The 24,712-nt window shown below is 68.1% G+C and carries 16 protein-coding genes; 8 read left to right on the top strand and 8 right to left on the bottom strand.

The window, feature by feature from the left end; genetic code table 11:
- The first annotated feature begins 72 nt into the window (after positions 1-72).
- From mdtD to A9976_RS24385, 4 genes are all read left to right on the top strand, one after another.
- Complete coding sequence (gene mdtD, locus A9976_RS24400; RefSeq protein ID WP_183021140.1) at positions 73-1,515, top strand: multidrug transporter subunit MdtD; 1,443 nt, start codon at positions 73-75, stop codon at positions 1,513-1,515.
- 278 nt (positions 1,516-1,793) lie between these two features.
- A complete protein-coding gene (gene xdhA, locus A9976_RS24395) occupies positions 1,794-3,407 on the top strand; it encodes a xanthine dehydrogenase small subunit (protein WP_183021139.1) in 1,614 nt (537 codons plus the stop codon).
- A 1-nt stretch (position 3,408) separates the two neighbouring features.
- On the top strand, positions 3,409-5,835 hold the full coding sequence (gene xdhB, locus A9976_RS24390; RefSeq protein ID WP_183021138.1) for a xanthine dehydrogenase molybdopterin binding subunit: 2,427 nt from the start codon (positions 3,409-3,411) through the stop codon (positions 5,833-5,835).
- 175 nt (positions 5,836-6,010) lie between these two features.
- Positions 6,011-7,309, top strand: coding sequence for an NCS2 family permease (locus A9976_RS24385; RefSeq protein ID WP_012207705.1), 1,299 nt, complete (start codon positions 6,011-6,013; stop codon positions 7,307-7,309).
- Between the two features lie 197 nt (positions 7,310-7,506).
- Here A9976_RS24385 and A9976_RS24380 read toward each other — a convergent pair whose 3' ends face one another.
- The gene (locus A9976_RS24380) at positions 7,507-8,655 is read right to left on the bottom strand and encodes an anhydro-N-acetylmuramic acid kinase (RefSeq protein ID WP_183021137.1); all 1,149 of its coding nucleotides are present in this window, start codon (positions 8,653-8,655) and stop codon (positions 7,507-7,509) included.
- A 105-nt stretch (positions 8,656-8,760) separates the two neighbouring features.
- Positions 8,761-10,155, bottom strand: a complete 1,395-nt coding sequence (locus tag A9976_RS24375; protein ID WP_183021136.1) for a M23 family metallopeptidase — start codon at positions 10,153-10,155, stop codon at positions 8,761-8,763.
- A gap of 167 nt (positions 10,156-10,322) precedes the next feature.
- Between A9976_RS24375 and tyrS the strand changes: the two genes are divergently transcribed.
- Complete coding sequence (tyrS, locus tag A9976_RS24370; RefSeq protein ID WP_180318672.1) at positions 10,323-11,555, top strand: tyrosine--tRNA ligase; 1,233 nt, start codon at positions 10,323-10,325, stop codon at positions 11,553-11,555.
- 33 nt (positions 11,556-11,588) lie between these two features.
- Here tyrS and A9976_RS24365 read toward each other — a convergent pair whose 3' ends face one another.
- Positions 11,589-12,563, bottom strand: coding sequence for a LysR substrate-binding domain-containing protein (locus A9976_RS24365; RefSeq protein ID WP_012207701.1), 975 nt, complete (start codon positions 12,561-12,563; stop codon positions 11,589-11,591).
- Between the two features lie 104 nt (positions 12,564-12,667).
- On the opposite strand from A9976_RS24365, the gene glmU reads away from it, so the two are divergent.
- Together glmU and A9976_RS24355 are read left to right on the top strand one after the other, a co-directional pair.
- On the top strand, positions 12,668-14,098 hold the full coding sequence (glmU, locus tag A9976_RS24360; protein ID WP_183021135.1) for a bifunctional UDP-N-acetylglucosamine diphosphorylase/glucosamine-1-phosphate N-acetyltransferase GlmU: 1,431 nt from the start codon (positions 12,668-12,670) through the stop codon (positions 14,096-14,098).
- A 94-nt stretch (positions 14,099-14,192) separates the two neighbouring features.
- Positions 14,193-15,053 (top strand): ATP-binding protein, encoded by an 861-nt coding sequence (locus A9976_RS24355; RefSeq protein ID WP_183021134.1) that lies wholly within the window; start codon positions 14,193-14,195, stop codon positions 15,051-15,053.
- 25 nt (positions 15,054-15,078) lie between these two features.
- Here A9976_RS24355 and A9976_RS24350 read toward each other — a convergent pair whose 3' ends face one another.
- Positions 15,079-16,239, bottom strand: coding sequence for a diguanylate cyclase (locus A9976_RS24350; protein WP_183021133.1), 1,161 nt, complete (start codon positions 16,237-16,239; stop codon positions 15,079-15,081).
- A 217-nt stretch (positions 16,240-16,456) separates the two neighbouring features.
- The gene (locus A9976_RS24345; protein ID WP_183021132.1) at positions 16,457-16,972 is read right to left on the bottom strand and encodes an Lrp/AsnC family transcriptional regulator; all 516 of its coding nucleotides are present in this window, start codon (positions 16,970-16,972) and stop codon (positions 16,457-16,459) included.
- 137 nt (positions 16,973-17,109) lie between these two features.
- Between A9976_RS24345 and glmS the strand changes: the two genes are divergently transcribed.
- On the top strand, positions 17,110-19,029 hold the full coding sequence (gene glmS, locus A9976_RS24340; RefSeq protein WP_183021131.1) for a glutamine--fructose-6-phosphate transaminase (isomerizing): 1,920 nt from the start codon (positions 17,110-17,112) through the stop codon (positions 19,027-19,029).
- A 95-nt stretch (positions 19,030-19,124) separates the two neighbouring features.
- Here glmS and A9976_RS24335 read toward each other — a convergent pair whose 3' ends face one another.
- The 3 genes from A9976_RS24335 to A9976_RS24325 form a co-directional block, all read right to left on the bottom strand.
- Entirely contained in the window at positions 19,125-19,529 is a 405-nt protein-coding gene (locus tag A9976_RS24335; protein WP_183021130.1) for a hypothetical protein, read from the bottom strand.
- 392 nt (positions 19,530-19,921) lie between these two features.
- The gene (locus tag A9976_RS24330) at positions 19,922-22,000 is read right to left on the bottom strand and encodes a TonB-dependent siderophore receptor (RefSeq protein ID WP_259649288.1); all 2,079 of its coding nucleotides are present in this window, start codon (positions 21,998-22,000) and stop codon (positions 19,922-19,924) included.
- A 209-nt stretch (positions 22,001-22,209) separates the two neighbouring features.
- Positions 22,210-24,681, bottom strand: a complete 2,472-nt coding sequence (locus tag A9976_RS24325; protein WP_183021128.1) for a TonB-dependent receptor — start codon at positions 24,679-24,681, stop codon at positions 22,210-22,212.
- Positions 24,682-24,712: the final 31 nt, after the last annotated feature.

Genomic DNA, 24,712 nt, shown 5'->3' with positions numbered 1-24,712 from the left:
ACAACACGCCACCAACCGCCGCGCAGCAATGCGCAGGCGGTTTTTTAACGCCTGCGCCCTTCCTGCCTTGCCATGATTCCTGAAGACAAAGGCGCTTCCGCCTCCACCACATCCTCCTCGCGTTCGGTGCTGCTGTGGCTTGTGGCCATCGGCTTTTTCATGCAGACGCTGGACGGCACCATCGTCAACACCGCGCTGCCCACCATGGCCGAGGCCCTGGGCGAGAGCCCGCTGCGCATGCAGTCGGTCATCGTCGCCTACTCGCTGACCATGGCCATGCTCATCCCGGCCTCGGGCTGGATGGCCGACCGCTTCGGCACGCGGCGTGTCTACCTGTGGGCGATTGCGCTGTTCGTGCTGGGCTCGGTGATGTGCGCGATTGCGCCCAACCTGCAGCTGATGGTGGCCGCGCGCGTGCTGCAGGGCATGGGCGGGGCGCTGCTCATGCCCGTGGGGCGGCTGGCCGTGCTGCGCGCCTTTCCGCGCGAGCAGTTCCTCAAGGCCATGAGCTTCGTGGCCATTCCCGGCCTGGTCGGGCCGCTGATCGGCCCCACGCTGGGTGGCTGGATGGTGGAGTACGTGAGCTGGCACTGGATCTTCCTGGTCAACGTGCCCGTGGGCCTGATCGGCCTGGCCGCCACGCTGCGCTTCATGCCGGTGGGAGACCGCTTTGCCGTCAAGCGCTTCGACGGCGTGGGCTATGCGCTGCTGGCCTTTGGCATGGTGGCCGTGTCGCTGGCGCTGGACAGCATGTCGGGCAAGGGCATCCACGGCGCCATGGTCTTCGTGCTGCTGATCTTCGGCCTGGCCAGCCTGGCCGCCTACTGGCTGCACGCGCTGCGCCGGCCCGACCCGCTGTTCGCCCCCGAGCTGTTCGCCGTGCGCAGCCTGCGCGTGGGCCTGCTGGGCAACCTGTTCTCGCGCCTGGGCAGCTCCTGCATGCCCTTCCTGATCCCGCTGGTGCTGCAGGTCTGCCTGGGTTTCTCTCCGCTGCAGGCCGGCATGATGATGCTGCCCACGGTGCTGGCCAGCATGGCCATGAAGCGCCAGACCACCACGCTCATCCAGCGCATCGGCTACCGACGCGTGCTCATGGGCAACACCCTGGTGCTGTCGCTGATGATCGCCAGCTTCGGCACGGTCTCCACGGCGCTGCCGCTGTGGGTGGTCATCGTCCAGCTGCTGATCTTCGGCGCCACCAACTCCATGCAGTTCACGGCCATGAACACCGTCACGCTCAAGGACCTCGATGCCGGCAACGCCAGCAGCGGCAACAGCCTGCTGTCCATGGTGCAGATGCTGGCCATGGGCATGGGCGTGGCCGCCGCAGGTGCGGTGCTGGCCGGTTTCAGCGAATGGTTCGGCGGCGACACGCCGCAGCACACCCTCAATGCCTTCCGCGCCACCTTCGTCTGCATGGGCGCGGTGACGCTGGCCTCGACCATGATCTTCTCGCAGCTGGGCGACGATGAGGATGTGCGGCCCAAGCCTTTGGTGCCGGCCGAGCACGAGTGAGGGCTGTGCATAGCTTTTGAACCCTGAACCGCTGCAATCCACACTTTTGTTGCGGGTTTACCCTTGTTTTTGGCAAGGATATATGGCAGCCCGCATAGGAAATATCGAGGCCGTCTTATGCGTTCGGGCGGGGCTGGACTTAATCTCGGGTACATCCGCAGGACTTACGCAAGCAGGAACGCAAACACGCCATCGCCACAGGGCCAGCGGCTTTCTTCCTCGGAATTTGCGTAAGTCGTGATCCGAACAGTCCACGCACCAGCAGTTGCCCCACGAGCATGAGCCAGAGCCCCAGTTCCCAACCCATCCGCTTCTATCACCGCGGCCAGATCGTCGAGGTACAGGGGCCGCATCCCACGCGCTCGGTGCTGGACTGGCTGCGCGGCGACGCGCGCTGCACCGGCACCAAGGAGGGCTGCAACGAAGGTGACTGCGGCGCCTGCACCGTGGTCATCGCCGAGCTGGCCGAAGACGGCGCGCCCGACGCGGTGGGCGGCCTGCAGCTGCAGACGGTCAATGCCTGCATCCAGTTCCTGCCCACGTTGCACGGCAAGGCGCTGTTCACGGTGGAGGACGTCAAGGGCCAGTGCGCCGGCAAGCAGGGCTGTGCCACCGGCAAGCCCGCAGGCGGTGCCGAGCTGCACCCCGTGCAGCAGGCGCTGGTGGACTGTCACGGCTCGCAGTGCGGCTTTTGCACGCCGGGCTTCGTGATGTCGCTGTGGTCGGCCTATGAGCACCACCAGCAGGCCGGCACGCGACCCTCGCGCCAGCAGCTGGCCGACGAGCTGTCGGGCAATCTGTGCCGCTGCACGGGCTACCGTCCCATCCTGGATGCAGGCCAGCGCATGTTCGACCTGCCCGCCACGCGCATGGCCACCGAACCCGTGGTGCAGGCACTGCAGGGCCTGCGCGCGCAGGATGCCGGCTTGGACTACGCCGCGCCCAACGCTGCCCAGGGCGGCCGTGTGGACAGCTTCCACGCTCCGCGCACGCTGGACGAACTCGCCGCCGTATGCGAGGCCAAGCCCCGCGCGCGGCTGCTGGCAGGCTCCACCGATGTGGGGCTGTGGGTGACCAAGCAGTTCCGCGACCTGGGCGACATCGTCTATGTGGGCGACGTGGCCGAGATGAAGCGCGTCGAGGAGCGCCACGGCGCGGGCAGCCTGGACGGCGGCGAGCTGTACATAGGCGCCGGTGCCTCGCTGGAGTCGGCCTGGTCGGCGCTGTCGCAGCGCTTCGAGGGGCTGACCGATGTGTGGCTGCGCTTTGCCTCCGTGCCCATCCGCCATGCAGGCACCATGGGCGGCAACGTGGCAAATGGCTCGCCCATTGGCGACTCCCCGCCCGTGCTGATGGCGCTGGACGCGCAGATCGAGCTGCGCAAGGGCGCGCGCGTGCGCCGCATGCCGCTGCATGACTTCTACCTGGACTACATGAAGAACCAGCTGGAACCGGGCGAGTTCGTGCAGGCCCTGGCCGTGCCGCTGGACGCTGCACGGCGCCAGACCCGGGCCTACAAGATCAGCAAGCGCTTCGACTGCGACATCTCGGCGCTGTGCGCGGGGCTGGCCATCGAGCTGGACGGCGAGGTGGTGAAGTCCGCCCGCCTGGCCTTTGGCGGCATGGCTGCCGTGGTCAGGCGTGCGGCCCTGGCGGAGGCGGCCATCGTGGGCCAGCCCTGGGACCAGGCCGCAGTGAAGGCCGCCCAGGCCGCGCTGGCCCAGGACTTCAAGCCCATGTCCGACATGCGCGCCAGCGCCGACTACCGGCTCAAGGTGGCGCAGAACCTGCTGCAGCGCCTGTGGCTGGAGACACGTCCGCAGCAGCCGCTGCCGCTGCAGGCCACCAGCGTCTGGAGCGTGATGCCCCACGCAGTGCACCAAGGAGCCTGAAATGAACCGCCCCATCGATCCCTCCCTGCTGCATTCGTCCGAGGCCTTTGCGCATTACCTGAAGAACACCGCCTTCCGCGTGGACGAGCGTGCCGAGGCCGGCGCCCACACCCAGGGCCAGCGCGTGGGCATCAGCCGCCCGCATGAGTCGGCCCATCTGCATGTGGCCGGCGAAGCCGCCTACATCGACGACCTGCCCGAGCTGGACGGCACGCTGCACTGTGCGCTGGGCCTGTCGCCCGTGGCCAATGGCCGGCTCAATGCGCTCAGGCTGGATGCCATCCGCGCCATGCCCGGCGTGGTGGCCGTGCTCACGGGCGAGGACATTCCCGGCGTCAACGACTGCGGCTCCATCATCCACGACGACCCCATCCTGTGCAGCGGCGAAATCCGCTACCTGGGCCAGCCGCTGTTCGCGGTGATCGCCGAAAGCCGCGAGGCTGCGCGCCTGGCTGCGGCCCAGGCCAAGGCGGCGGCCGACATCGCGGCCGAGCCGCCCGTGCTCACGCCCCAGCAGGCGCATGAGCTGGGCCAGTACGTGCTGCCGCCCATGCACCTGGCGCGCAGCACGAACGAAGGCGGCGCGCGCCGCGCCATGGACGAGGCGCCGCACCGCCTGAAGTCATCGTTCTACGTGGGCGGCCAGGAGCAGTTCTACCTGGAAGGCCAGATCAGCTACGCCATTCCCAAGGAGGACGGCGCCGTCCACCTGTACTGCTCCACCCAGCACCCCAGCGAGATGCAGCACCTGGTGGCCCATGCGCTGGGCGTGGCCTCGCACGCCGTGCATGTGGAGTGCCGCCGCATGGGCGGCGGCTTCGGCGGCAAGGAGTCGCAGTCGGCCCTGTTCGCCTGCGTGGCCTCGGTGGCCGCGACGCGGCTGCGCCGCCCCGTCAAGCTGCGCCTGGACCGCGATGACGACTTCATGATCACGGGCCGCCGCCACTGCTTCTGGTACGAGTACGAGGTGGGCTACGACGACGAGGGTCGCATCCTCGGCGCCGAGATCTCCATGGTCTCGCGCGCCGGCCACTCGGCCGACCTGTCCGGCCCCGTGATGACGCGTGCGCTGTGCCACTTCGACAACACGTACTGGCTGCCCGATGTGTCCATGCACGGCTACTCCGGCAAGACCAATACGCAGAGCAATACGGCGTTCCGCGGCTTCGGCGGCCCGCAGGGCGCGATCGCCATCGAGAACATCATGGAGACGGTGGCGCGCGAGCTGGGGCGCGATGCGCTCGATGTGCGCCGCGCCAACTTCTACGGCAAGACCGAGCGCAACGTCACGCCCTACAGCCAGGTCGTGACCGACAACGTGATCCACGAGCTGGTGGCCGAGCTGGAGACCTGCAGCGACTACCGCGCGCGCCGCGATGCCATCGCCGAATTCAACGCGGCCAGCCCCGTGCTCAAGCGCGGCCTGTCGCTGACGCCGCTGAAGTTCGGCATCTCCTTCAACGTCAAGCACTTCAACCAGGCCGGCGCCCTGGTCCATGTCTACAACGACGGCTCCATCCTCGTGAACCATGGCGGCACCGAGATGGGCCAGGGCCTGAACACCAAGGTGGCCCAGGTCGTGGCGCACGAGCTGGGCGTGGGCTTCGGGCGCGTGCGCGTCACGGCCACCGACACCACCAAGGTGGCCAACACCTCGGCCACGGCGGCATCGACGGGGGCCGACCTCAACGGCAAGGCCGCTCAGGACGCGGCGCGCCAGATCCGCGAACGCCTGGCCGCCTGCGCCGCCGAGCGCCATGGCGGCCGCGCGGAGGACGTGCGCTTCGCCAACGACCAGGTCCACGTCAACGGCAAGGTACTGGATTTCAAGGCCGTGGTGGGCGAGGCCTACATCGAGCGCGTGCAGCTGTGGTCCGACGGCTTCTATGCCACGCCCGGCCTATCGTGGAACAAGGACACCATGCAGGGCCGTCCCTTCTTCTACTACGCCTACGGCGCGGCCGTGAGCGAGGTGGTGGTGGACACGCTGACCGGCGAGTTCAAGCTGCTGCGCGCCGACGTGCTGCACGACGTGGGCCGCTCGCTGAACCCGGCCGTGGACGTGGGCCAGGTCGAGGGCGCCTTCATCCAGGGCATGGGCTGGCTGACCACGGAAGAGCTGGTCTGGCACCCGCAAAGCGGCAAGCTCACCACGCACGCCCCGAGCACCTACAAGATCCCGACGGCCAACGACTGCCCGCCCGTGTTCAACGTGCGGTTGTTCGAGGGCGACAACTTCGAGGACTCCATCCACCGCAGCAAGGCCGTGGGCGAGCCGCCGCTGCTGCTGCCGTTCTCGGTGTTCTTCGCCATCCGCGATGCCGTCTCGGCCGCGGGCGGGCACCGCAGCAACCCGCCGCTGCAATCGCCGGCCACGCCGGAATCCATCCTGCGCGCCATCGAGGCCGTGCAGGCCGCCGGGAGCTGAGCGGACCGGCGCCGCCCCCCATTCCTTGAATCCGCGCGCAGCGATGCGCGCCACCAGGTCCATGGCCGCCCGGCAGGGTGCCATGCCTTGTGCCGGCCTGGACAGCCGGTGCTCAACCCTGGGCGCTTTCACAACCGTTGCGCCCCGCATGCGAAAACAACACGGAGACAATGCGATGAACTGGATGGAACGGGTGTTCAAGCTCAGTGAGCACGGCACCAATGTAAGAACCGAGCTGGTCGCGGGCCTGACGACCTTTCTGACGATGGCCTACATCATCTTCGTCAATCCCTCGATCCTGGGGGATGCGGGGATGCCCAAGGGGGCCGTCTTCGTGGCCACCTGCCTGATCGCGGCGCTGGGCACGACCATCATGGCGCTGTACGCCAACTATCCCATCGCGCTGGCGCCGGGCATGGGCCTGAACGCCTATTTCGCCTACGTGGTGGTGCTGCACATGGGCTTCACATGGCAGGCCGCGCTGGGCGCGGTCTTCGTCTCCGGCTGCCTGTTCCTGCTGGTGACGCTGTTCGGCCTGCGGGAGCTGATCATCAAGGGCATACCGCAGTCCATACGCATAGCGATCACCGTGGGCATCGGCCTGTTCCTGGCGCTGATCGCGCTCAAGAGCGCAGGCATCGTGGCCGCATCGCCGGCCACCTTCGTGACCCTGGGCGACCTGCACAAGCCCGAAGTCATCCTGGCCTCGCTGGGCTTTCTGATCATCGTGGTGCTGGACCGCCTGAAGGTGCCGGGCGCCATCCTGATCGGCATCGTCGCGGTCACCGTGGCCTCGTTCTTCTTCGCAGGCAACGAGTTCCACGGCGTGTTCTCGGCGCCGCCCTCCATTGCGCCCACCTTCCTGCAGCTGGACATCAAGTCCGCGCTGACCGGCGGCATCCTCAACGTGGTGCTGGTGTTCTTCCTGGTCGAGCTGTTCGATGCCACGGGCACGCTGATGGGCGTGGCCAAGCGCGCGGGCCTGCTGGTGCCCAGCCGCATGGGCCGCTTCAACCGTTCGCTGCTGGCCGACAGCGGCGCCATCTTCGCAGGCTCGCTGCTGGGCACCTCCAGCACCACGGCCTACGTGGAAAGCGCGGCCGGTGTGCAGGCGGGCGGCCGCACGGGCCTGACGGCGCTGACCGTGGCCGTGCTCTTCCTGTGCTGCCTGTTCCTGTCGCCGCTGGCCGGCGTGGTGCCCGGCTACGCCACGGCGCCCGCGCTGTTCTTCGTGGCCTGCCTGATGCTCAAGGAGCTGACCGAGATCGAATGGGGCGAGACCACCGAGGCCATCCCTGCTGCCGTCACGGCCCTGCTCATGCCTTTCACCTACTCGGTGGCCAATGGCCTGGCCTTCGGCTTCATCACCTATGCCGTGCTCAAGCTGTTCACGGGCCGCGCCAAGGAAGTGCACTGGATGGTGTGGCTGATCGGCGGCGTCTTCCTCTTCAAGTTCGTCTATATAGGCGGATAGCACCCCCTGAGGCGCTTACGCGCCTTCCCCCGTATGCACGGCGCCCTCTCTCGCTTCGCGGGAGGGGGACGACGCCCTCGCCGCGAGGCGGCTCTTGCTCGGCGTCCCTGCTTTTGGGCCGCGCCAGTTTCATAGGCTTTGGGCTCAGGCAAGATGTTTGGTGGGCCCATGCTTGGCGGATGCCTTGCATGGTTTTTTTATGCGGGGTGGATGGCGCCCAGGATGCGCGGGCCGCGTGCGCCCGTTACGGCGGGAAGGTTGCCCGGCAAACCCAGCAGGGCCTGGCGCGCCAGCCAGGCGAAGGCGGCGGCCTCCACCTGCTGAGGCGGCAGGCCGCGCGCGGCCGTGGTGTCCACGGCCACGCCTGGCAGCAAGGCGGCGATGCGCTGCATCAGTTGCGTGTTGAAGGCGCCGCCGCCGCAGACCAGCAGCTCGCCACCGCCACGCCCGAAGCGCTGCACGGCACCGGCGCAGGCGCGGGCCGTGAATTCGGTGAGCGTGGCCTGCACGTCGGCAGGGCGGGCATCGGCGGCGCTGGTTGCAGTGGCGGAAAGATGGCCGGCCAGCCAGTCCACGTGGAACAGGTCGCGCCCCGTGCTCTTGGGCGGCTGCTGCTGCAGGAAAGGCTCGGCCAGCAGGCGGTCGAGCAGGGCGGGCAGCACCTGGCCCGTGGCCGCCCACTGGCCGCCGTCGTCATAGGGCTGGCCGGTGTGGGTCTGGCACCATCCGTCCATCAGCGCATTGCCGGGGCCGCAGTCGAAGCCCAGCACCGTGCCATCGCCCGCCAGCACGCTGAGGTTGGCGATGCCGCCGATGTTGAGCACCAGCACCGTCTCGCCGGGCCGGCCGAACACGCCCTGGTGGAAGGCGGGCACCAGCGGCGCGCCCTGGCCGCCAGCGGCCACATCGCGGCTGCGCAGGTCGGCCACCACGGCAACGCCGCTGAGCTCGGCCAGCAGGGCCGGGCTGTTGAGCTGCAGCGTGTAGCCCGTGCCGTCGAACATCTGCGGCCGGTGGCGCACGGTCTGGCCGTGGGCGCCAATGGCGGCGATCTGCGCGGGCGCCAGGCCCGTGGCCTGCAGCAGTTCCCGCACCACCTCGGCATAGCTGCGCGCCAGCGCATTGGCCGCCAGCGCCGCGCGGTGCAGCTCGTCGCGACCATCGGGGGTGTTGAGGGCCAGCAGCTCGGCGCGCAGCGCGGCGTCGAACCCCCGGCTGGCATGCCACCGCACCTGCGTGCCTTCGGCAAAGTCCACAAGCACGCCGTCCACCCCGTCAAGCGAGGTGCCGGACATCAGGCCTATGCAGTAGCGGTGGGCGATGGGGGAGGGGATGGGCTGGTTCATGCCGGCAATGGTAGCCCTGCGGCCTGGGGCCCGCGATCACAAAAGGATGCGCCTGAAACAACAAAGGCTGCCAGGGCAGCCTTTGCGGGATGGGAGCGCGGTGGCTCAGCGTTCGCTGGCCAGGGCCAGTGCTTCGTTCGATGCCTGCAGCTCGATGCGCATCTGCGAGGCCATCTTGTCGAAGGCGGCGCGGCCGGCCTTGGAGACGGGGCGGGCGGCATCGGTGGCCTGGACGATGGTCATGGGATCGCGGTGCTCGCCGTTGACGCGGAACTCGAAGTGCAGGTGCGGGCCGGTGGCCCAGCCCGTGGAGCCCACATTGCCGATGATGTCGCCCTGCTCCACGCGCTGGCCGCGCGTGACGCCGATGTGGCTCAGGTGGGCGTAGACCGTGGTGTGGTTGTTGGCGTGGTCCACGAAGATCACGTTGCCATAGCCGTTCTGCACGCCCGCGAAGGAGACGGTGCCGTCTCCCACGGTACGCACCTTGGTGCCCGTGGCAGCGGCGAAGTCCGTGCCCAGGTGGGCGCGCCAGGTCTTGTGGATGGGGTGCATGCGCATGGCAAAGCCGCTGCTGATGCGCGAGAACTCCACGGGCGAGGTCAGGTAGGCCTGGCGGCGGCTCTTGCCGTCCATGGTGTAGTAGTCGCCCTTGGCCTTGCCTTCGTCCTGGAACCACAGCGCCTGCACGACCTTGCCGTTGTTGTGGAATTCGGCGCTGAGCACGCGGCCTGCGCGCAGCGGCTCGCCATCGGCTTCCAGCGATTCGTAGACCACGGAGAAGCGGTCGCCCTTGCGCAGGCTGCGGCGGAAGTCCACGTCGCCCTGGAAGATGTCGGCCATCTGCATGGCCACGGCATCGGGGATGGAGGCCGCGTCGGTGGCGGCGAACAGCGAGCTGCGGATGATGCCGCCGGCCAGGCGCGGCGAGGCCGTCAGCTTGCCCGTCTCGATGCGGGTGCTCAGTTCATTGTTCCTGCGCTCGACCACGAGGCGGCGGAAGCTGCCGTCCTCGTCGGGCGCCCAGCGCACGGTCAGCTGCGACAGCTGGTGGTCGGGCGTGGTCTCGGCCGTCACCAGGCGGCCGGCGCGGCCCAGCACATGCTGGCGAACCTGGTCGTTGCCGCGCATGAAGGCGGCGGCGGCCGGATCGGCCACGCCCAGGCGCTGGAGCAGGGTTTCGGCCGTGTCGCTGCCGCGCGTGTATTCGGAACGGTACAGGGACATGCCCTGCACGCTGTCGGTCAGCTCGGTCAGGGTCTGGCCCTCTGCCAGCGATTCCACGGGCGTGGAGAGCATGCGCACCGGCAGGTCGGCCGGATCGGGTCCCAGGTTGGCCACGGCGAAGGCGCCGCCGCCGCCCGTGAGCAAGATGGCTGCCAGTGCCGCGGTGACACGCTTGGGGTGTTGCTGGATCACGGAGGTCAGCCGCGCAACAAGAGCACCGCTGGCATGGTTCAAGCCATATTTCACAACATCAGATCCTTGGGTTGCGCGCATCCGGCCCTGCGGGGGCCGGACAGCATCGCAGCGGCGGGATACGCTCTCCAGACGGGCAACAAGTCCGCGCTCTGCGGTGCGGATAGGTGGGCGTCTAGAATTCGCCGCAGCGGGAAAATCCCCGGAGTATACCGACGCAGTCCTACGCGGCCTGGCGAAAAACCCTTATGAATCAATCTGCTGTTACAACATACCCGGTCACCGACGGTGTAAGCCAAGCGCTTGAAACCACCCTGCGCGGCGTGGATGAGCTGCTGCCCCAGGCGGACTGGGTGCAAAAGCTGGCCCGTTCCGAGGCCACCGGCGTGCCGCTGCGCATCAAGCTGGGCCTGGACCCGACGGCGCCCGACATCCACCTGGGCCACACCGTGGTGCTCAACAAGATGCGCCAGCTGCAGGACCTGGGCCACCAGGTGATCTTCCTGATCGGCGACTTCACCACCCTGATCGGCGACCCTTCGGGCCGCAACAGCACGCGCCCGCCGCTGACGGCCGAGCAGATCAAGGTCAACGCCGAGACCTACTACACCCAGGCCGCCAAGGTGCTGGACCCCGCCCGCACCGAGGTGCGCTACAACAGCGAGTGGTGCGACAAGCTGGGCGCGCGCGGCATGATCGAGCTGTCGGCCAAGTACACCGTGGCCCGCATGATGGAGCGCAACGACTTCCACCAGCGCTTCACCGAGGGCAGCTCCATCAGCCTGCACGAGTTCCTCTACCCGCTGCTGCAGGGCTATGACTCGGTGGCGCTGCGCGCCGACCTGGAGATGGGCGGCACGGACCAGAAGTTCAACCTGCTCATGGGCCGCCACCTGCAGCAGGAATATGGGCAGGACACGCAGTGCGTGCTCACCATGCCGCTGCTGGTGGGCCTGGACGGCGAGCACAAGATGTCCAAGTCCAAGAACAACTACATCGGCATCACCGAGGACGCCAACACCATGTTCGCCAAGGTGCTGAGCATCTCGGACACGCTGATGTGGAACTGGTACACCCTGCTGTCGTTCAAGAGCCTGGCCGAGATCGCCGCGCTCAAGGCCGAGGTGGAAGGCGGGCGCAATCCCAAGGACGCCAAGGTGCTGCTGGCCAAGGAGATCACGGCGCGCTTTCACAGCGCGGCGCTGGCCGATGCGGCCGAGCAGGATTTCAACAACCGCAGCAAGGGCGGCATTCCCGACCAGATCGACGAGGTCAGCCTGTCGGGCGCGCCGCTGGGCATCGGTGCCCTGCTCAAGCAGGCCAACCTGGCGCCCTCGACCAGCGAGGCCAACCGCCTGATCGACGGCGGCGGCGTGCGCGTGGACGGCACGGCCATCAGCGACCGGGGCCTCAAGCTCGAAGCCGGCACCTATGTGGTGCAGGTGGGCAAGCGCAAGTTTGCACGCGTGACGCTGGGCTGAGGCCCGCACCGGGCCATGCGCCCGGCTGCACAGTCATGCCGGGGGCGACTCGACGGTTTCGCGCGTGACCTCGGCCTGCTCCTGCAGCCACCGGCAGAAGGCGGCCACCTCGGGACGCGCGGCGCTGCGCGGGCCCACGATCAGCCAGTAGGCCAGCGGCGATTCCAGCCGGTGCGCGGGCAGCACCTCGACCAGGTCGCCAGCCGCCAGCGCATCGGCCACCAGCGGCAGCCGCGCAATCGCCAGGCCCTGTCCGGCCAGGGCGGCCTGCACGATCTGGTGGGCGTAGTTGAAGTACAGCCAGCGCGGCGGCTGCAGCTGGTCGCAGCCCTGCACGCCGAACCAGCGCTGCCAGCCCAGCCATTCCAGCTGGGGCATGCGGTGGGCGTCGCCGGTCTCGATCAGCGTGTAGCGCGCGGCATCGGCTGGCGTCCTGAGCGGCGGGCCGCCGGCCAGCAGGCGCGGGCTGGCCACCACAGCCAGTTGCTCGCCGAACAGGCGCTGCGCCTGGGGCCAGCCATCGCCCGCGCGGCCGTAGCGCAGGGCCAGGTCCACGTCGGTGGTGTCCAGGTCCATCACGGTGTCGCTGGTGTCGATGCGGATGTCGATATCGGGCCAGGCGCGCTGGAAGGACTCCAGGCGCGGGATCAGCCACATGGCGGCAAAGCTGGCCCAGGTGGTGATGGCCACGCTCTTGCGGCCCACGGTCTGGCGGATCTGGCGCACCGAGGCGTCGATCTGCTCCAGCGCGGGCGCCACCGAGCGCAGCAGCTGGGCGCCGGCCCCCGTCAGCTCCACGGCGCGCGTGTGGCGCAGGAACAGCGGCACGCCGACTTCATCCTCCAGCGACTGGATCTGGCGGCTCACGGCCGACTGCGTCAGCGACAGCTCGTCGGCTGCCGCGCGGAAATTCAGGTGCCGGGCCACGGCCAGGAAGGCACGCAGATGGCCGGCTCCGATGGCGCGTGTGCGCAGCAGGGGAACGGGTGCAGTGGTGGCATGGGGCATGGCGCCGCCAGCATACGTCAATCGTGTGACCGGCCGCAGCCCTTGGCGGGCAGATAATCGGCGGCGTTGCCGGCACAGGTTCTGGCGTTTTGGATGAATCACCTATGACAGCACCTCTGGATCTCGTCATCATGGCCGCGGGCAAGGGCACGCGCATGAAAAGCCGCCTTCCCAAAGTCCTGCAGCGCCTGGCGGGGCGCCCGTTGCTGGGCCATGTGCTGTCCACGGCGGCGCAGCTGGATGCGCGCTCGGCCGTGGTGGTCACGGGCCACGGCGCGGACCAGGTGGAGCCCGCCATGGCGGCGGCCTGCCAGGGCGGCTCCATGGCGCTGAAGTTCGTGCGCCAGGAGCCGCAGCTGGGCACGGGCCACGCGGTGCAGCAGGCCGTGCCCGCGCTGGCGGGCGATGGCATGGTCATCGTGCTCTCGGGCGATGTGCCGCTGACGCAGGCCGACACCCTGCGCGCCCTGGTCGATGCGGCCGATGGCCGGCGGCTGGCGCTGCTGACCGTGCGCCTGCCCGATCCCACGGGCTACGGCCGCATCGTGCGCGGCGAAGACGGCACGGTGCAGCGCATCGTCGAGCAAAAGGATGCCAATGACGCCCAGCGCGCCATCCAGGAAATCTACAGCGGCATCATGGCCGTGCCGGCCCGCCACCTGGCCGGCTGGCTGGCCCGCCTGACCAATGACAACGCCCAGGGCGAGTACTACCTGACCGACGTGGTCGCCATGGCCGTGGCCGACGGCGTGCCCGTGGTCGCGCACTGCATTGCCGACCCGGTGCAGGTGGCGGGCGTCAACAGCCCGCTGCAACTGGCCGAGCTGGAGCGCGCCCACCAGGGCGCCCAGGCCCGCGCGCTGATGGAGCAGGGCGTGCGCCTGGCCGACCCCGCGCGCTTTGACCTGCGCGACGACCCGCGCACCGGCCGCGCGGCACGCCTGGTCTGCGGGCAGGATGTGGAGATCGACGTGGGCTGCATCTTCGGCGGCCATGTGGAGATTGGAGAAGGCGCGCGCATCGGCGCCTATTGCAGCATTGCCAACGCCACGATTGCGGCGGGCGCCGTCATCCATCCGTACACCCATGTCGATGGCGAGAAGGCCGGCGTCAGCGTGGGCGAGGGCGCCCTGGTGGGCCCCTTTGCACGCCTGCGCCCCGGCGCGCAGCTGGGCCGCGAGGTCCACATCGGCAACTTCGTCGAGGTCAAGAACTCCGTGCTGGCCGATGGCGCCAAGGCCAACCACCTGGCCTACCTGGGCGATGCCACGGTGGGCGAGCGCGTCAACTACGGCGCCGGCTCCATCACGGCCAACTACGACGGCGTGAACAAGCACCGCACGGTGATCGAGGCCGACGTGCACATCGGCAGCAACTGCGTGCTGGTGGCTCCCGTCACCATTGGCGCGGGCGGCACGGTGGGCGGCGGCTCCACGGTCACCAAGAGCACCGAGCCCGGCGTGCTCACGGTATCGCGGGGCAGGCAGGTGAGCATCACCAGCTGGAAGCGCCCGGTCAAGCTGCCCAAGTCCTGAGACTTCCGAGACACGTGGGCTCGAGGGCCCGCATCGCCGGCGGGTCCCGTACGGGGTACGCCGATTTGCCGAATCTCCTGACCCTGTCCATGCCATGACGGAACCTTTCGCACCCCATCCGCCCCCCGACCCCGCTGCGGATCTGCAGGGGCCTCCCCGCACCTTGCAGGATGCGCTGGAGCGCCTGGCCCAGCGCGAGCAGGAGCTGCAGGCCCTGCGCGCCGCCCAGCAGGAATGGCTGCATGCGGTGTCGCACGACCTGCGCGCGCCGCTGCGCCATGTGCTGTCCTTCGGCCCCCTGGTCGATGAGCTGCTGTCGCAGGCCGCGCCTTCGCCGCAGGAGCTGCAGGAGGCGCGCGGCTTCCTGCAGACCATGGACCAGTCGGCGCGCCGCATGGGCGGCATGCTCGACGGCCTGCTGGCCCTGTCGCGCGCCGCGCGCACGCCCATGCAGTGGCAGCCCGTCGCCTTGCAGGAGCTGCTGGAGCAGGCGCGCACGGCGGTGCTCGCGCAGCCGCGCTGGGCTGCCTGCGGCGCGGCGTCGCGGCTGCAATGGAGCCTGCCGCAGCAAAGTCCCGCCGTGCGTGCCGACGCGGCCCTGCTGCGCCAGGTGCTGGAGGCGCTGCTGGACAACGCCGTCAAGTTCACCCGGCCCGTGGACCAGCCGCGCATTGCCATCGATGTGGAGCGCCATGCCGACGGCGGCATCACGCTCAGCGTGACGGACAACGGCGTGGGGTTCGACCCCTCGCGTGCGGGAGCGCTGTTCGGCATCTTCCAGCGCATGCACCGCGAATCCGAGTTCCCCGGCCTGGGCACGGGCCTGGCCCTGGTGCGCGGCGTGATGCGCCGCCACGGCGGCGAGGCCACCATCCGCGCCACGCCCGCGGGCGGCTGCAGCGTCTGCCTGAACTGGCCCGGCGGCGAAGTGCGGCGCGCCGATCGCGGGCTCTGAGACCGCCTGCCGCTGGAGCCTGCCCTCAGATCAGCGTGTCGTCCGGCTCGGGCTGGTGCGTGGGGCGGGAGTCCCTGGTGTCCGGGCCCGTGTCGGAGCCTGTATCGGGGTCTGTGTCCGAGCCTGTTCCCGCTCGGGCAGGCGCGCTGCCGGCCATCAGCGGCGCGGCGGGGATCACCTGGTCGCGCCCGGCATCCTTGGCGCTGTAGAGCGCGCTGTCGGCCGCATTGATCCAGTCCTTGACCGACAGAAAGCTCGGGTCCGCCGCCGCCACGCCAATGCTGGCGCTCACGCGCAGCTGGGGATGCTCGCGCACGCGCAACTGGCTCAACTGGTTGCGTATGCGCAGCGCCACCGCATAGGCGTCGTCCAGCTGGGTGTGCATGCACAGCACGGCGAACTCGTCACCGCCATAGCGGCCCGCCGCGTCGTGCGAGCGCAGGCAGTGCCGGATGGTCAGGCCTATGGCCTGCAGCACTTCGTCGCCCACGGTGTGGCCGAAGCTGTCGTTGATGCGCTTGAAGTGGTCTATGTCCACGATCAGCAGGCAGGCCGAGGCCTGCGTCTGCCGGTAGTCGCGCAGCGCGGCGCGGGCCTTTTGCCACCAGTAGTCCCGGCTGTACAGCGTGGTCAGCGGGTCGATGCGGCTGAGCACCTGCAGCTTCACGTTCTGGCGCGCCAGCTTGCGCACCAGCTGGCGCGTGGACCAGCTGGAGAACACGCTGTGCAGCAGGAGCAGGGGCAGCATGCTCAGCTGCACGGCCAGGCTGGCCTCCCAGTCGGGCACGGGCCGCAGCAGCAGGGCCACCAGCGCGGCGGCCAGCAAGGTGGCCACCAGCGATTGCAGCCAGCCGTCGCGCGTGGCCGTGTGGTTGCGGTCGGCAATGCTGATGGCCAGCAGCGCAATGCTGGGCAATGCGCAGAAATGCATCACCGGAATCCAGCTGCCGATGATCAGCGCGTCTATCTGCAGATTGGCGTGTTCGGCGCGGTGGCTGTCACGGCTGTGGCGGGCGTGCAAAAAGGCGATGTGCGGCCAGACCAGGGCGCTCACCAGCACAAAGCCCCAGACCGCCGTGCTGGCGCCCATCTCGGTCATGGCCGTGCCCACGACGAGGCCGCCCAATGCCATGCTGGAGACGCGCAAGGGGTAGGTTCGGCGATGGATGCGCTGGCGCAAGGACATGGCGGTGCGAGCCGAGTGCGCGCCGATTGCCTAGCGCGTCAGAAAGTGTTGTTGCATCAATTTGTATCATTGTCCCCGTGCGTGCGCAACGCCTTAAAGTTTAACGTTGCCCAAAGTTGGCGTTCGGGACACATTGCAGGCCTCTTGTCCTACGCGGCCCCGATGCAGCGTAGCTTTCTGATGAGCACAAATACTCACAAAATCAAGGCTCCTGGCCTCATTCGGCGGCTGTTCCGGGATTTGCGGATGGCAGCGGCATGGCGGTGGAAAACTTGGCGCGCTTGACGCTGAAAAAACTCTTGACATTGCGCACGTTGGCGTCGCCCGTGAATAGCGCGCGGCTCAATTCCAGGTAGGCGGGCATGTCGGGCGCGGCCACCACGAGGATGAAATCAGGCCCGGCCGACACGCGCCAGCACTGCTGCACGGCGTCCAGCGCCACGGCGCGGCGCTCGAAGCTGTCCAGCGAATCACTGTCCTGGCGGTCCAGCGAGACTTCCACAATGGCCTGCAGCCCGTGGCCCAGGGCGGCGGCCAGGCGTTGCGGCTGCAGGATGGCCACCTGCCGCTCGATCAGCCCGGTCTCCTGCAACCGCCGCACGCGGCGCAGGCAGGTGGGCGGCGACAGCTGCAGCAGCGCGGCCAGGGCCTGGTTGCTGCGGCTGCAGTCTTCTTGCAGCAGCTGCAGCAGCTGCAGGTCTGTAGCGTCCAGTTGCATGGAATTTTGGTTCATTTAATTGTTCTGATTGAAATAATATTTCTTGACTGCTTGATGGTGAAATATTAGTTCAATAGATAAGGAAATCTGGCGAGAAATTTCTTTTCAACCTGCGTAGCATCCGTCGTCATCTCGAAACAAGGAGCTTGTCCATGTGTGGCATCGTCGCAGCGGTTTCCTTCCGCGATATCGTCCCCGTTCTCGTCCAGGGCCTGCAGCGCCTGGAATATCGCGGCTATGACTCCTGCGGCGTGGCCGTGCAGGCGCTGGACGCCCAGGGCGTGCACAGCCAGGGCCTGCAACGCGCCCGTTCCACGGCGCGCGTGGCCGAACTCATGGCCCAGGTGCAGCAGGACAAGGTCATCGGCCACACCGGCATTGCCCATACCCGCTGGGCCACGCATGGCGAGCCGGCCGTGCGCAACGCCCATCCGCATTTCAGCCACGGCCCTGGTGTCTCTCCCGTGGCCGACGCCGACCAGCCGGCCCGCGTGGCCCTGGTGCACAACGGCATCATCGAAAACTACGAAGCCCTGCGCGCCGAGCTGCAGTCCAAGGGCTATGTCTTCGCCAGCCAGACCGATACCGAGGTCATCGCCCACCTGGTGGACAGCCTCTACGGCGGTGATCTGTTCGATGCCGTCCAGGCCGCCACGCAGCGGCTGCATGGTGCCTTCGCCATCGCCGTCATGCACAAGGACGAGCCGCAGCGCGTGGTCGGCTCGCGCGCGGGCTCGCCGCTGATCCTGGGCGTGGGCCAGGAGGGCGCCGAGCATTTCCTGGCCAGCGATGCCATGGCCCTGGCCGGCGTGACCGACCAGATCGTCTACCTGGAAGAGGGCGACATCGTGGATCTGCAGCCCGGCCGCTACTGGCTGGTGGGCAAGGGCGGCGAGCGCCTGGCGCCCGAGCAGCGCCCCGTGCGCACCGTGCACGCCCACAGCGGCGCGGCCGAGCTGGGCCCCTACCGCCACTACATGCAAAAGGAAATCTTCGAGCAGCCGCGCGCAATTGCCGACACGCTGGAAGGTGTGCAGGCCATCGTGCCCGAGCTGTTCGACGGCGTGGCCTCGGACGGCAAGGCCGGCTCTTCGGCCTGGCGCGTGTTCAAGGAAATCGACCGCGTGCTCATCCTGGCCTGCGGCACCAGCTACTACAGCGGCTGCACGGCCAAGTACTGGATCGAATCGCTGGCCGGCCTGCCCTGCAGCGTGGAAGTGGCCAGCGAATACCGCTACCGCACCAGCGTTCCCCATCCCAAGACCCTGGTCGTCACCATCAGCCAGTCGGGCGAGACCGCCGACACCCTGGCCGCGCTGCGCCACGCCCAGGGCCTGGGCATGAAGCACACGCTGACCGTCTGCAACGTGGCCACCAGCGCCATGGTGCGCGAGTGCGAGCTGGCCTACATCACACGCGCCGGAGTGGAGATCGGCGTGGCCTCCACCAAGGCCTTCACCACCCAGCTGGCGGGCCTGTTCCTGCTGACCCTGGCCCTGGCCCAGTCCCAAGGGCGGCTGAGCGAGGAAAGGGAGCAGCAGTACCTGGCCGCCATGCGCCACCTGCCCGTGGCCCTGCAGTCCGTGCTGGCGCTGGAGCCCCAGGTCATCAGCTGGTCCGAGGACTTTGCCAAGCGCGAGAATGCGCTCTTCCTGGGCCGTGGCATCCACTACCCGATTGCGCTGGAAGGCGCGCTCAAGCTCAAGGAAATCAGCTACATCCACGCCGAGGCCTATCCGGCGGGCGAGCTCAAGCACGGCCCGCTGGCCCTGGTGGACAGCGCCATGCCCGTGGTCACGGTGGCGCCCAATGACGAGCTGCTGGAAAAGCTCAAGAGCAACATGCAGGAAGTGCGCGCGCGCGGCGGCGTGCTCTACGTGCTGGCCGATGCCAAGACCAACATCGAAAGCAGCGAAGGCATGCACGTCATCCGCATGCCCGAGAACTACGGCGCGCTCAGCCCCATCCTGCACGTGGTCCCGCTGCAGCTGCTGGCCTACCACACGGCCTGCGCGCGCGGCACCGACGTGGACAAGCCGCGCAACCTGGCCAAGAGCGTGACGGTGGAGTGAGGCAGAGGGTAGGGGGCAGCAGGGCGCAGGTCGTGACCTGCCCTGTTCCTTCTTTGCCCCTGTGCGAAATGTCCGTCGGACACCCGGCGGCCGGCCTACCTGCGGTATGGAAACATGGGGCTGCGCACGCTCTGGCCGGTCCTACGGCTGAGCCGCATGTCTGGTCCCACACTGGTTACCAGCGCAGTGCATATCTGCGCTGCAGTCGGGCGCTTCGTTTGACGCGCCTCTTTGGCCACCATGTGAAGGAGATACCCATGGCTCAGCAAAACGACCAGCAACAGCAGCAGCAAAACAACCCGCAGCAGCAGAACCCGAACCAGAAAAACCCGGGACAGCAGCAGCAGGACAACCCCCAGCACAAGCAACCTGGCCAGAACCAGCCAGGCCAGCAGCAGCCCAATCAGCCCCGCTGACGGGCTGGGCGGCGTTCCGTTTGACGTGAGGATGGAACCATGAAACAGCTTCTTCCCACGAGAGGCCCGCAGCATCCGGTCCATGTTCCCATGCAGATGGGGCAACCCATCACGGACAGGAACTACAGCCAGATGCAGTGCAAGGCGAACGTCCGCCAACAAGGGCAGCCTTTGCGCCAGCCACAGCAACGCTGATTGATCGCAGCCAGCGCTGGTGCAATGCTCCCTGGAACCGGCCGCCTTCGGGCGGCTTTTCCGTGTCGAGGGCCTACCTCTGGCCGGGATCGCCGCAGGGCCACCGGCTCAGGCCGTGGCACCCTTGGAGCGGCCACGTTGTCGCCGGCAACTCACGCCGGAGGGCGGCCAACCGGTGCTGAGCCAGCGTTCGCACCTGAGGACGCCCAGCTACCAGTTCCGCCAGGCCGGGTTGCGCACCTTGGCTGAAAGGCTCGCATGCTTGAAGGAGCCAGCCAGCCTCAGTACTTGAACCTGGCACTCACCATCAGCGTGCGCGGGCTGCCGAAGCTGATCAGCTGCGCGTTCGGCGTGGTGCCCTGGACGTAGTCCTTGTCCAGCAGGTTCTTGATGGCCAGGCTCAGGCCCCATGACTTCGCTTCATACCCCAGGTTCAGGTCGAGCAGGGTGTACTTGGCAAGGTTGACGAAGGCCGTGCCGCGCTGCGCCGTGCGCGCGCCCTGCATGCGCAGGCCCGCGCCCATGTTCCAGCCCAGGCGGTCGGGTTTGAAGTAGTACTGCGTGAAGACGGAGCCCGCGTTCTTGGGCACATGGTTGATGCGCTTGCCGATTTCGCTGGCCGTCAGGCTTTGGGAGGTCCGGGCCGAGGGGATGTGGCTGTAGGCGGCCGAGACATTCCATTGCCGCGTCAGCGAGGCGGCGACTTCCGCCTCGAAGCCCTTGGTGGTCTGCTCGCCGGTCTGGACGGCGTAGCCCAGGGTGGCGTCGTTCTCGGTGACGTTCTTGCGCCGCAGGTCATACACCGCCAGATAGCCTTGCACGCGCCGGTCCAGGGCCTGGAATTTCACGCCCAGCTCGGTCTGCTTGCCCTCTTCGGGATTGAGCAGCGTGCCGTTGATGCCGGCATCCGTCACGGGCATGAAGGAGGTGGAGTAGCTGACGTAGGGGGCCAGGAATTCGCTGGCCTGGTACATCAGCGAGGCACTGCCCGTGAAGGCGGTGTTGCTGTTGCTGACGGAGCCGCCGGCCAGCCTGTCCTGGATTTCCACGCGCGTCCAGTCATGGCGGCCATTCAGGCCGACGATCCATTTCTCGTCGATCTTGATGGTGTTGCGCAGGTACAGGCCCACGTACTGGCTGTAGGTCAGGTTGTGCGAGGGCTTGCCCTCCTTGATGGAGGTGACGCCATAGACCGGGTTGTCGGCGTTGAAGGGGTTGATGTTGTCCACACGCTGGTAGTAGTCGCTGCGCTCTCGCATCATGTCGATGCCGGCGGTCAGCTCGTAGTCCACGCGATCAAACTTGAAGTTGCGCTGCAGGTAGTTGTCCAGGGCGATGTTGACGTCCTGCTTGTCCTGGTAGTTGATCTGGCGCGCGACCAGGGGGAACCTGGCATTGGCCGCCGCAAAGACCGAGTTGCTCAGGCTGCTGCCCTTGGTGAGAGCAAGGTTCTGGCGGAACACCCATTCGTTGTCGAAGTAGTGCGCGTAGTTGGCTCCCAGGCGGTAGGAGTCCACCTCGTAGCTGCGGTCGGGCTCGCCTATGAAGACATTGCGCCCGTACTTTTCGTAGTTCTGCGGAATGCCCTGGTTGCGGATGTAGTTGCGGTGCTGGTAGCTGGCGATGACGGACAGTTCGTTCCTGCCGTCCAGGTCGAAGTTGTACGAGCCCGCCAGGTATTGGTTCTTGAAGTAGACGTAGTCCGTGGGATCGTTCTGGTCGGACGCGCGGCCCACGATGCGGAAGGCGCCCTTGCGGCTTGCGTCGGGCGAGTAGTTCAGGTCGAAGTTCGCCTCCTTCAATCCATGGCTGCCCACGCTGATGCCGGCACGCGAGAACGACTCGGCCTGCGGGCGCTTGGTGGTCAGGTTGACCAGGCCGCCCGGCAGGGCCAGGCCGAAGCCCACCGAGGTGGGGCCCTTGACCACTTCGATGGAGCCGATGCCGAAGATGTCCTCGGAGCGCAGCACATTGGTGGAGGTCTGCGCCCGCAGGCCGTCCACATAGGTTTGCGCGCTGGAGATCTGGCCGCGGATGATGAAGTCATCCCAGCCGCGCCGGCCGTACGAGCCGGACGCCACGCCGGCCACGCTCTCCAGCGCCTCGGCCACGGACCTGACCTGTTTTTCCTCGATCTGCCGCTGGGTGACCACGCTGATGGACTGCGCGGTCTCGAACAGCGGCGCATCGGAACGCAGCACGCCCGTGGTTTTGCGGGCGACGAAGTTGTCTTCGTTGTTCTGCTGCTTCTCGGCCTGGATCTGCACGGTTTCCAGTTGCGTGGACGGTGCGTCGGCGGCCTGGGAGAAGGCCATCACGGGGATGGCAGCCAGGGCAAGGCACAGGCAGGAACGGGGCATGCCGGCAATGGGGGGGAGGGTGTGTAAGGAGGAAGGCATGCGCAATGGCCAGTCAATAGAGGAAAAAAGCGTTCGGCGGGGCGTTCGGCGAGGCGATAAGCGGCGGAGATAAGTTCATGGAGGTAATGCGTGGTGCGCGGCATCGCATGCGGCTGCGGGCCGGGACAGACACAGAAAAAGGAAAGACCGGGGGCGGGGCTGGCGCCCGCTCAGAACTCGACCGTGGCGCGCAGCAGCACCTGGCGCGCGTCGCCCATCGAGATGAAGTAGGTGTTGGCGCTCGACGGGTAGTAGGTGCGGTCGAACAGGTTCTTCACGTTGAGCTGAAAGCGCGTCCTGTAGCCGTTGATCCGCGTGTCATACGTGGCAAAGGCATGGGCCACGGTATAGCCCGGCAGCCAGAAGGAGTTGGCCGAGTCGCCGGGCCGCCTGCCCACGTACTGCAGGCCGCCGCCCACGCGCAGCCGGCCCTCGTCCAGCACACCGCCCAGGACCTGGCCGAAGTCGTACACGGCCGACAGCGAGGCCGTCTGCCGCGCCACGTTCCACAGCTGGTTGCCCTGGTAGAGCGGGTCCTGCGTGGTCTTGGCATCCACATAGGCAAAGGCCGCGATGGCGCTCCAGTGGCGGCCCAGCTCGCCGGCCACATCCACCTCCAGCCCGCGCGATCGCGCCGCGCCCGAGGTGCGCCAGTCGGTCAGCTTGGTGGCGTCGTTGAACTGCGAGACCAGCACGTTCTTCTTGCGGATGTCGAACAGCGCCAGCGTGCCGGTGAGCTGCCCTGGCAGGTCCAGCTTGGCGCCGGCTTCCCAGGACCGGGCCTCCTCGGGCGCCACGCCCGAGTCGATCACGGTGCCGCTGGCCAGCGGCGCGATGGTGGAGGTGGGCCTGAGCGACTGCGAGTAATTGCCGTAGAGCGACAGGCCGTTGGCCAGTTGGTAGACCAGGCCGGCGCGCGGCAGCCAGGCCGTGCCGTCGGCCTGGGTGTTGGCCTTGAACGGGCGGCCCCGGCCGGCGGTCTGGCGCCAGCTCTGGTAGCGCAGGCCGGTGGTCAGCACCCAGCGCTCGCCCAGGTGGATGGCGTCCTGCAGGAACAGCGACTGGTTGTGCAGCTGGTCCCTCTGGTCGCTGTCGCTGGCCGAGACGGTGGCCGAGGGCTGCTCCAGCCCATAGACGGGGTTGGTGTAGCTGAAGGTGGAGGTGACGGCCTGGCGCAGCAGGTCGGAGCGGTAGATCAGCCGGTACTCGGCATCGGCGCCGAACTGCAGGTCATGGCGCAGGCCGGCCAGCTGCACGCTGCCGTCCACATAGGCCGAGCCATAGCTGTCGGTGCTGAGTGCGCCGTGCGTGGCGTCGTTGCTGCGCTGCAGGGTGCCGCGCACGGTGTTCACGCCGTTCACGCGCAGCTGGTTGGCGTCGTAGATCTCGCGGTTGTAGCTCAGGTTCAGGTGGGCGGCCCAGCCGCTGCCCAGGCGGTGGTCCACGGAGAGCTGGGCCAGGTGGGTCTCGCCCGTCATCTGGTTGAAGGGCTCGTCCAGGCGGCGCGTGGCCGGAAGGTCCAGCGGGCGCTGGGTGACCGGGTCCAGCGCCGTGCCGCGATCGAAGGGCGTCAGGTACTTGCGGTATTCGTACCAGAGCACGGCCTGCGTGTCGTCGCCATACCAGGCCAGCGACGGCGCCACCAGCGTCTCGCGGTGCTGGCCGAAGTTGCGCCAGTAGTCCTCGTCCACATGGTCGACGACCAGGCGGTAGGCCAGACCGTTCTCACCGATGGGGCCGGTGGTGTCCAGCGTGACACCCGTGCCGTTGCGCCCGCCCGCATGGCCCGAGCCCTGCAGCGACAGCGCCGTGCGCTGGCGCAGCTGCGGCTTCTTGCTGACCACGTTGATCACGCCGCCCGGGTCCATGAGGCCGTACAGCAGCGAGGACGGGCCCTTGATCACTTCCACGCTCTCGGCGGCGGCGTTCATGCCGCGCCCCTGCACCAGGGGCATGCCGTTGTGCATGACGGAGCCGTCGCGGTTGGTGCCGAAGCCGCGCTTCATGATGGTGTCCTGCGTGCTGGCCAGGGTGTTGCCCTGGGTGACGCCGCTGACATTGGCCAGCGCCTCGTCCAGGTTGCGCGGGCGCTGGTCGCGGATCACCTGGGCCGGCACCACGTTGACCACCTGCGGGATCTCCAGCATGGGCACCGTGGTGCGCAGGCTGGAGGCATCGGGCGTGGGCTGGTAGCGCTCGTCGGCATCGACCGGGGCAGGGGCTGCCCGGGCCACGACGCGCACGGCGGGCAGCTCGGTGGCATCGGCCGCTGCAGCGCCGGCCGTGGCGGGCATGGCCGCCTTGCGCACGATGAATTCACCCGCGCCGCCTTCCACCGCCTCCAGCCCGGAGCCCGCCAGGATGGCCGCAAAGCCCGCGCCCACGGTATAGCTGCCGCGCAGGCCGCCCGACTGCCGCTGGCGCGTGCTGGCCGGGTCATAGGACAGGGCCACGCCTGCGGCCGCCGCAAACTGGCCCAGCACCGAGGCCAGCGGGCCGGCCCCGATCTCATGGGCCCTGGCGGCCTGGCGGGTCTGCGCCAGGGGCTCGGCCGCATGGCCGGGGGCCGCACATGCCACCGCCGCAGCCAGCAGGCAGGTCAGCGCCGCGCGGGCGGGTGTCGGTGTGAAGGGCGTTTGCATTCGGGTTTCCTGGCCATGAACAGCGGTGAGA

This window comes from Delftia sp. UME58 (assembly GCF_014170385.1).
In the GTDB taxonomy this organism is placed as follows: Bacteria; Pseudomonadota; Gammaproteobacteria; order Burkholderiales; family Burkholderiaceae_C; genus Comamonas; species Comamonas acidovorans.
Note: the sequence above shows the minus strand (reverse complement) of the source record. Positions and strands in the feature narration are given on the sequence as shown.

Excerpts from the sequence above, each read along its gene's own strand:
- mdtD (WP_183021140.1), top strand. The coding sequence starts at position 73 with ATGATTCCTGAAGACAAAGGCGCTTCCGCCTCCACCACATCCTCCTCG.
- glmU (WP_183021135.1), top strand. The coding sequence starts at position 12,668 with ATGACAGCACCTCTGGATCTCGTCATCATGGCCGCGGGCAAGGGCACG.
- A9976_RS24355 (WP_183021134.1), top strand. The coding sequence starts at position 14,193 with ATGACGGAACCTTTCGCACCCCATCCGCCCCCCGACCCCGCTGCGGAT.
- xdhA (WP_183021139.1), top strand. The coding sequence starts at position 1,794 with ATGAGCCAGAGCCCCAGTTCCCAACCCATCCGCTTCTATCACCGCGGC.
- tyrS (WP_180318672.1), top strand. The coding sequence starts at position 10,323 with ATGAATCAATCTGCTGTTACAACATACCCGGTCACCGACGGTGTAAGC.
- A9976_RS24375 (WP_183021136.1), bottom strand. The coding sequence starts at position 10,155 with ATGCGCGCAACCCAAGGATCTGATGTTGTGAAATATGGCTTGAACCAT.
- xdhB (WP_183021138.1), top strand. The coding sequence starts at position 3,409 with ATGAACCGCCCCATCGATCCCTCCCTGCTGCATTCGTCCGAGGCCTTT.
- A9976_RS24385 (WP_012207705.1), top strand. The coding sequence starts at position 6,011 with ATGAACTGGATGGAACGGGTGTTCAAGCTCAGTGAGCACGGCACCAAT.
- A9976_RS24335 (WP_183021130.1), bottom strand. The coding sequence starts at position 19,529 with ATGGACCGGATGCTGCGGGCCTCTCGTGGGAAGAAGCTGTTTCATGGT.
- A9976_RS24380 (WP_183021137.1), bottom strand. The coding sequence starts at position 8,655 with ATGAACCAGCCCATCCCCTCCCCCATCGCCCACCGCTACTGCATAGGC.
- A9976_RS24330 (WP_259649288.1), bottom strand. The coding sequence starts at position 22,000 with ATGCCCCGTTCCTGCCTGTGCCTTGCCCTGGCTGCCATCCCCGTGATG.
- A9976_RS24325 (WP_183021128.1), bottom strand. The coding sequence starts at position 24,681 with ATGCAAACGCCCTTCACACCGACACCCGCCCGCGCGGCGCTGACCTGC.
- glmS (WP_183021131.1), top strand. The coding sequence starts at position 17,110 with ATGTGTGGCATCGTCGCAGCGGTTTCCTTCCGCGATATCGTCCCCGTT.
- A9976_RS24350 (WP_183021133.1), bottom strand. The coding sequence starts at position 16,239 with ATGTCCTTGCGCCAGCGCATCCATCGCCGAACCTACCCCTTGCGCGTC.
- A9976_RS24345 (WP_183021132.1), bottom strand. The coding sequence starts at position 16,972 with ATGAACCAAAATTCCATGCAACTGGACGCTACAGACCTGCAGCTGCTG.
- A9976_RS24365 (WP_012207701.1), bottom strand. The coding sequence starts at position 12,563 with ATGCCCCATGCCACCACTGCACCCGTTCCCCTGCTGCGCACACGCGCC.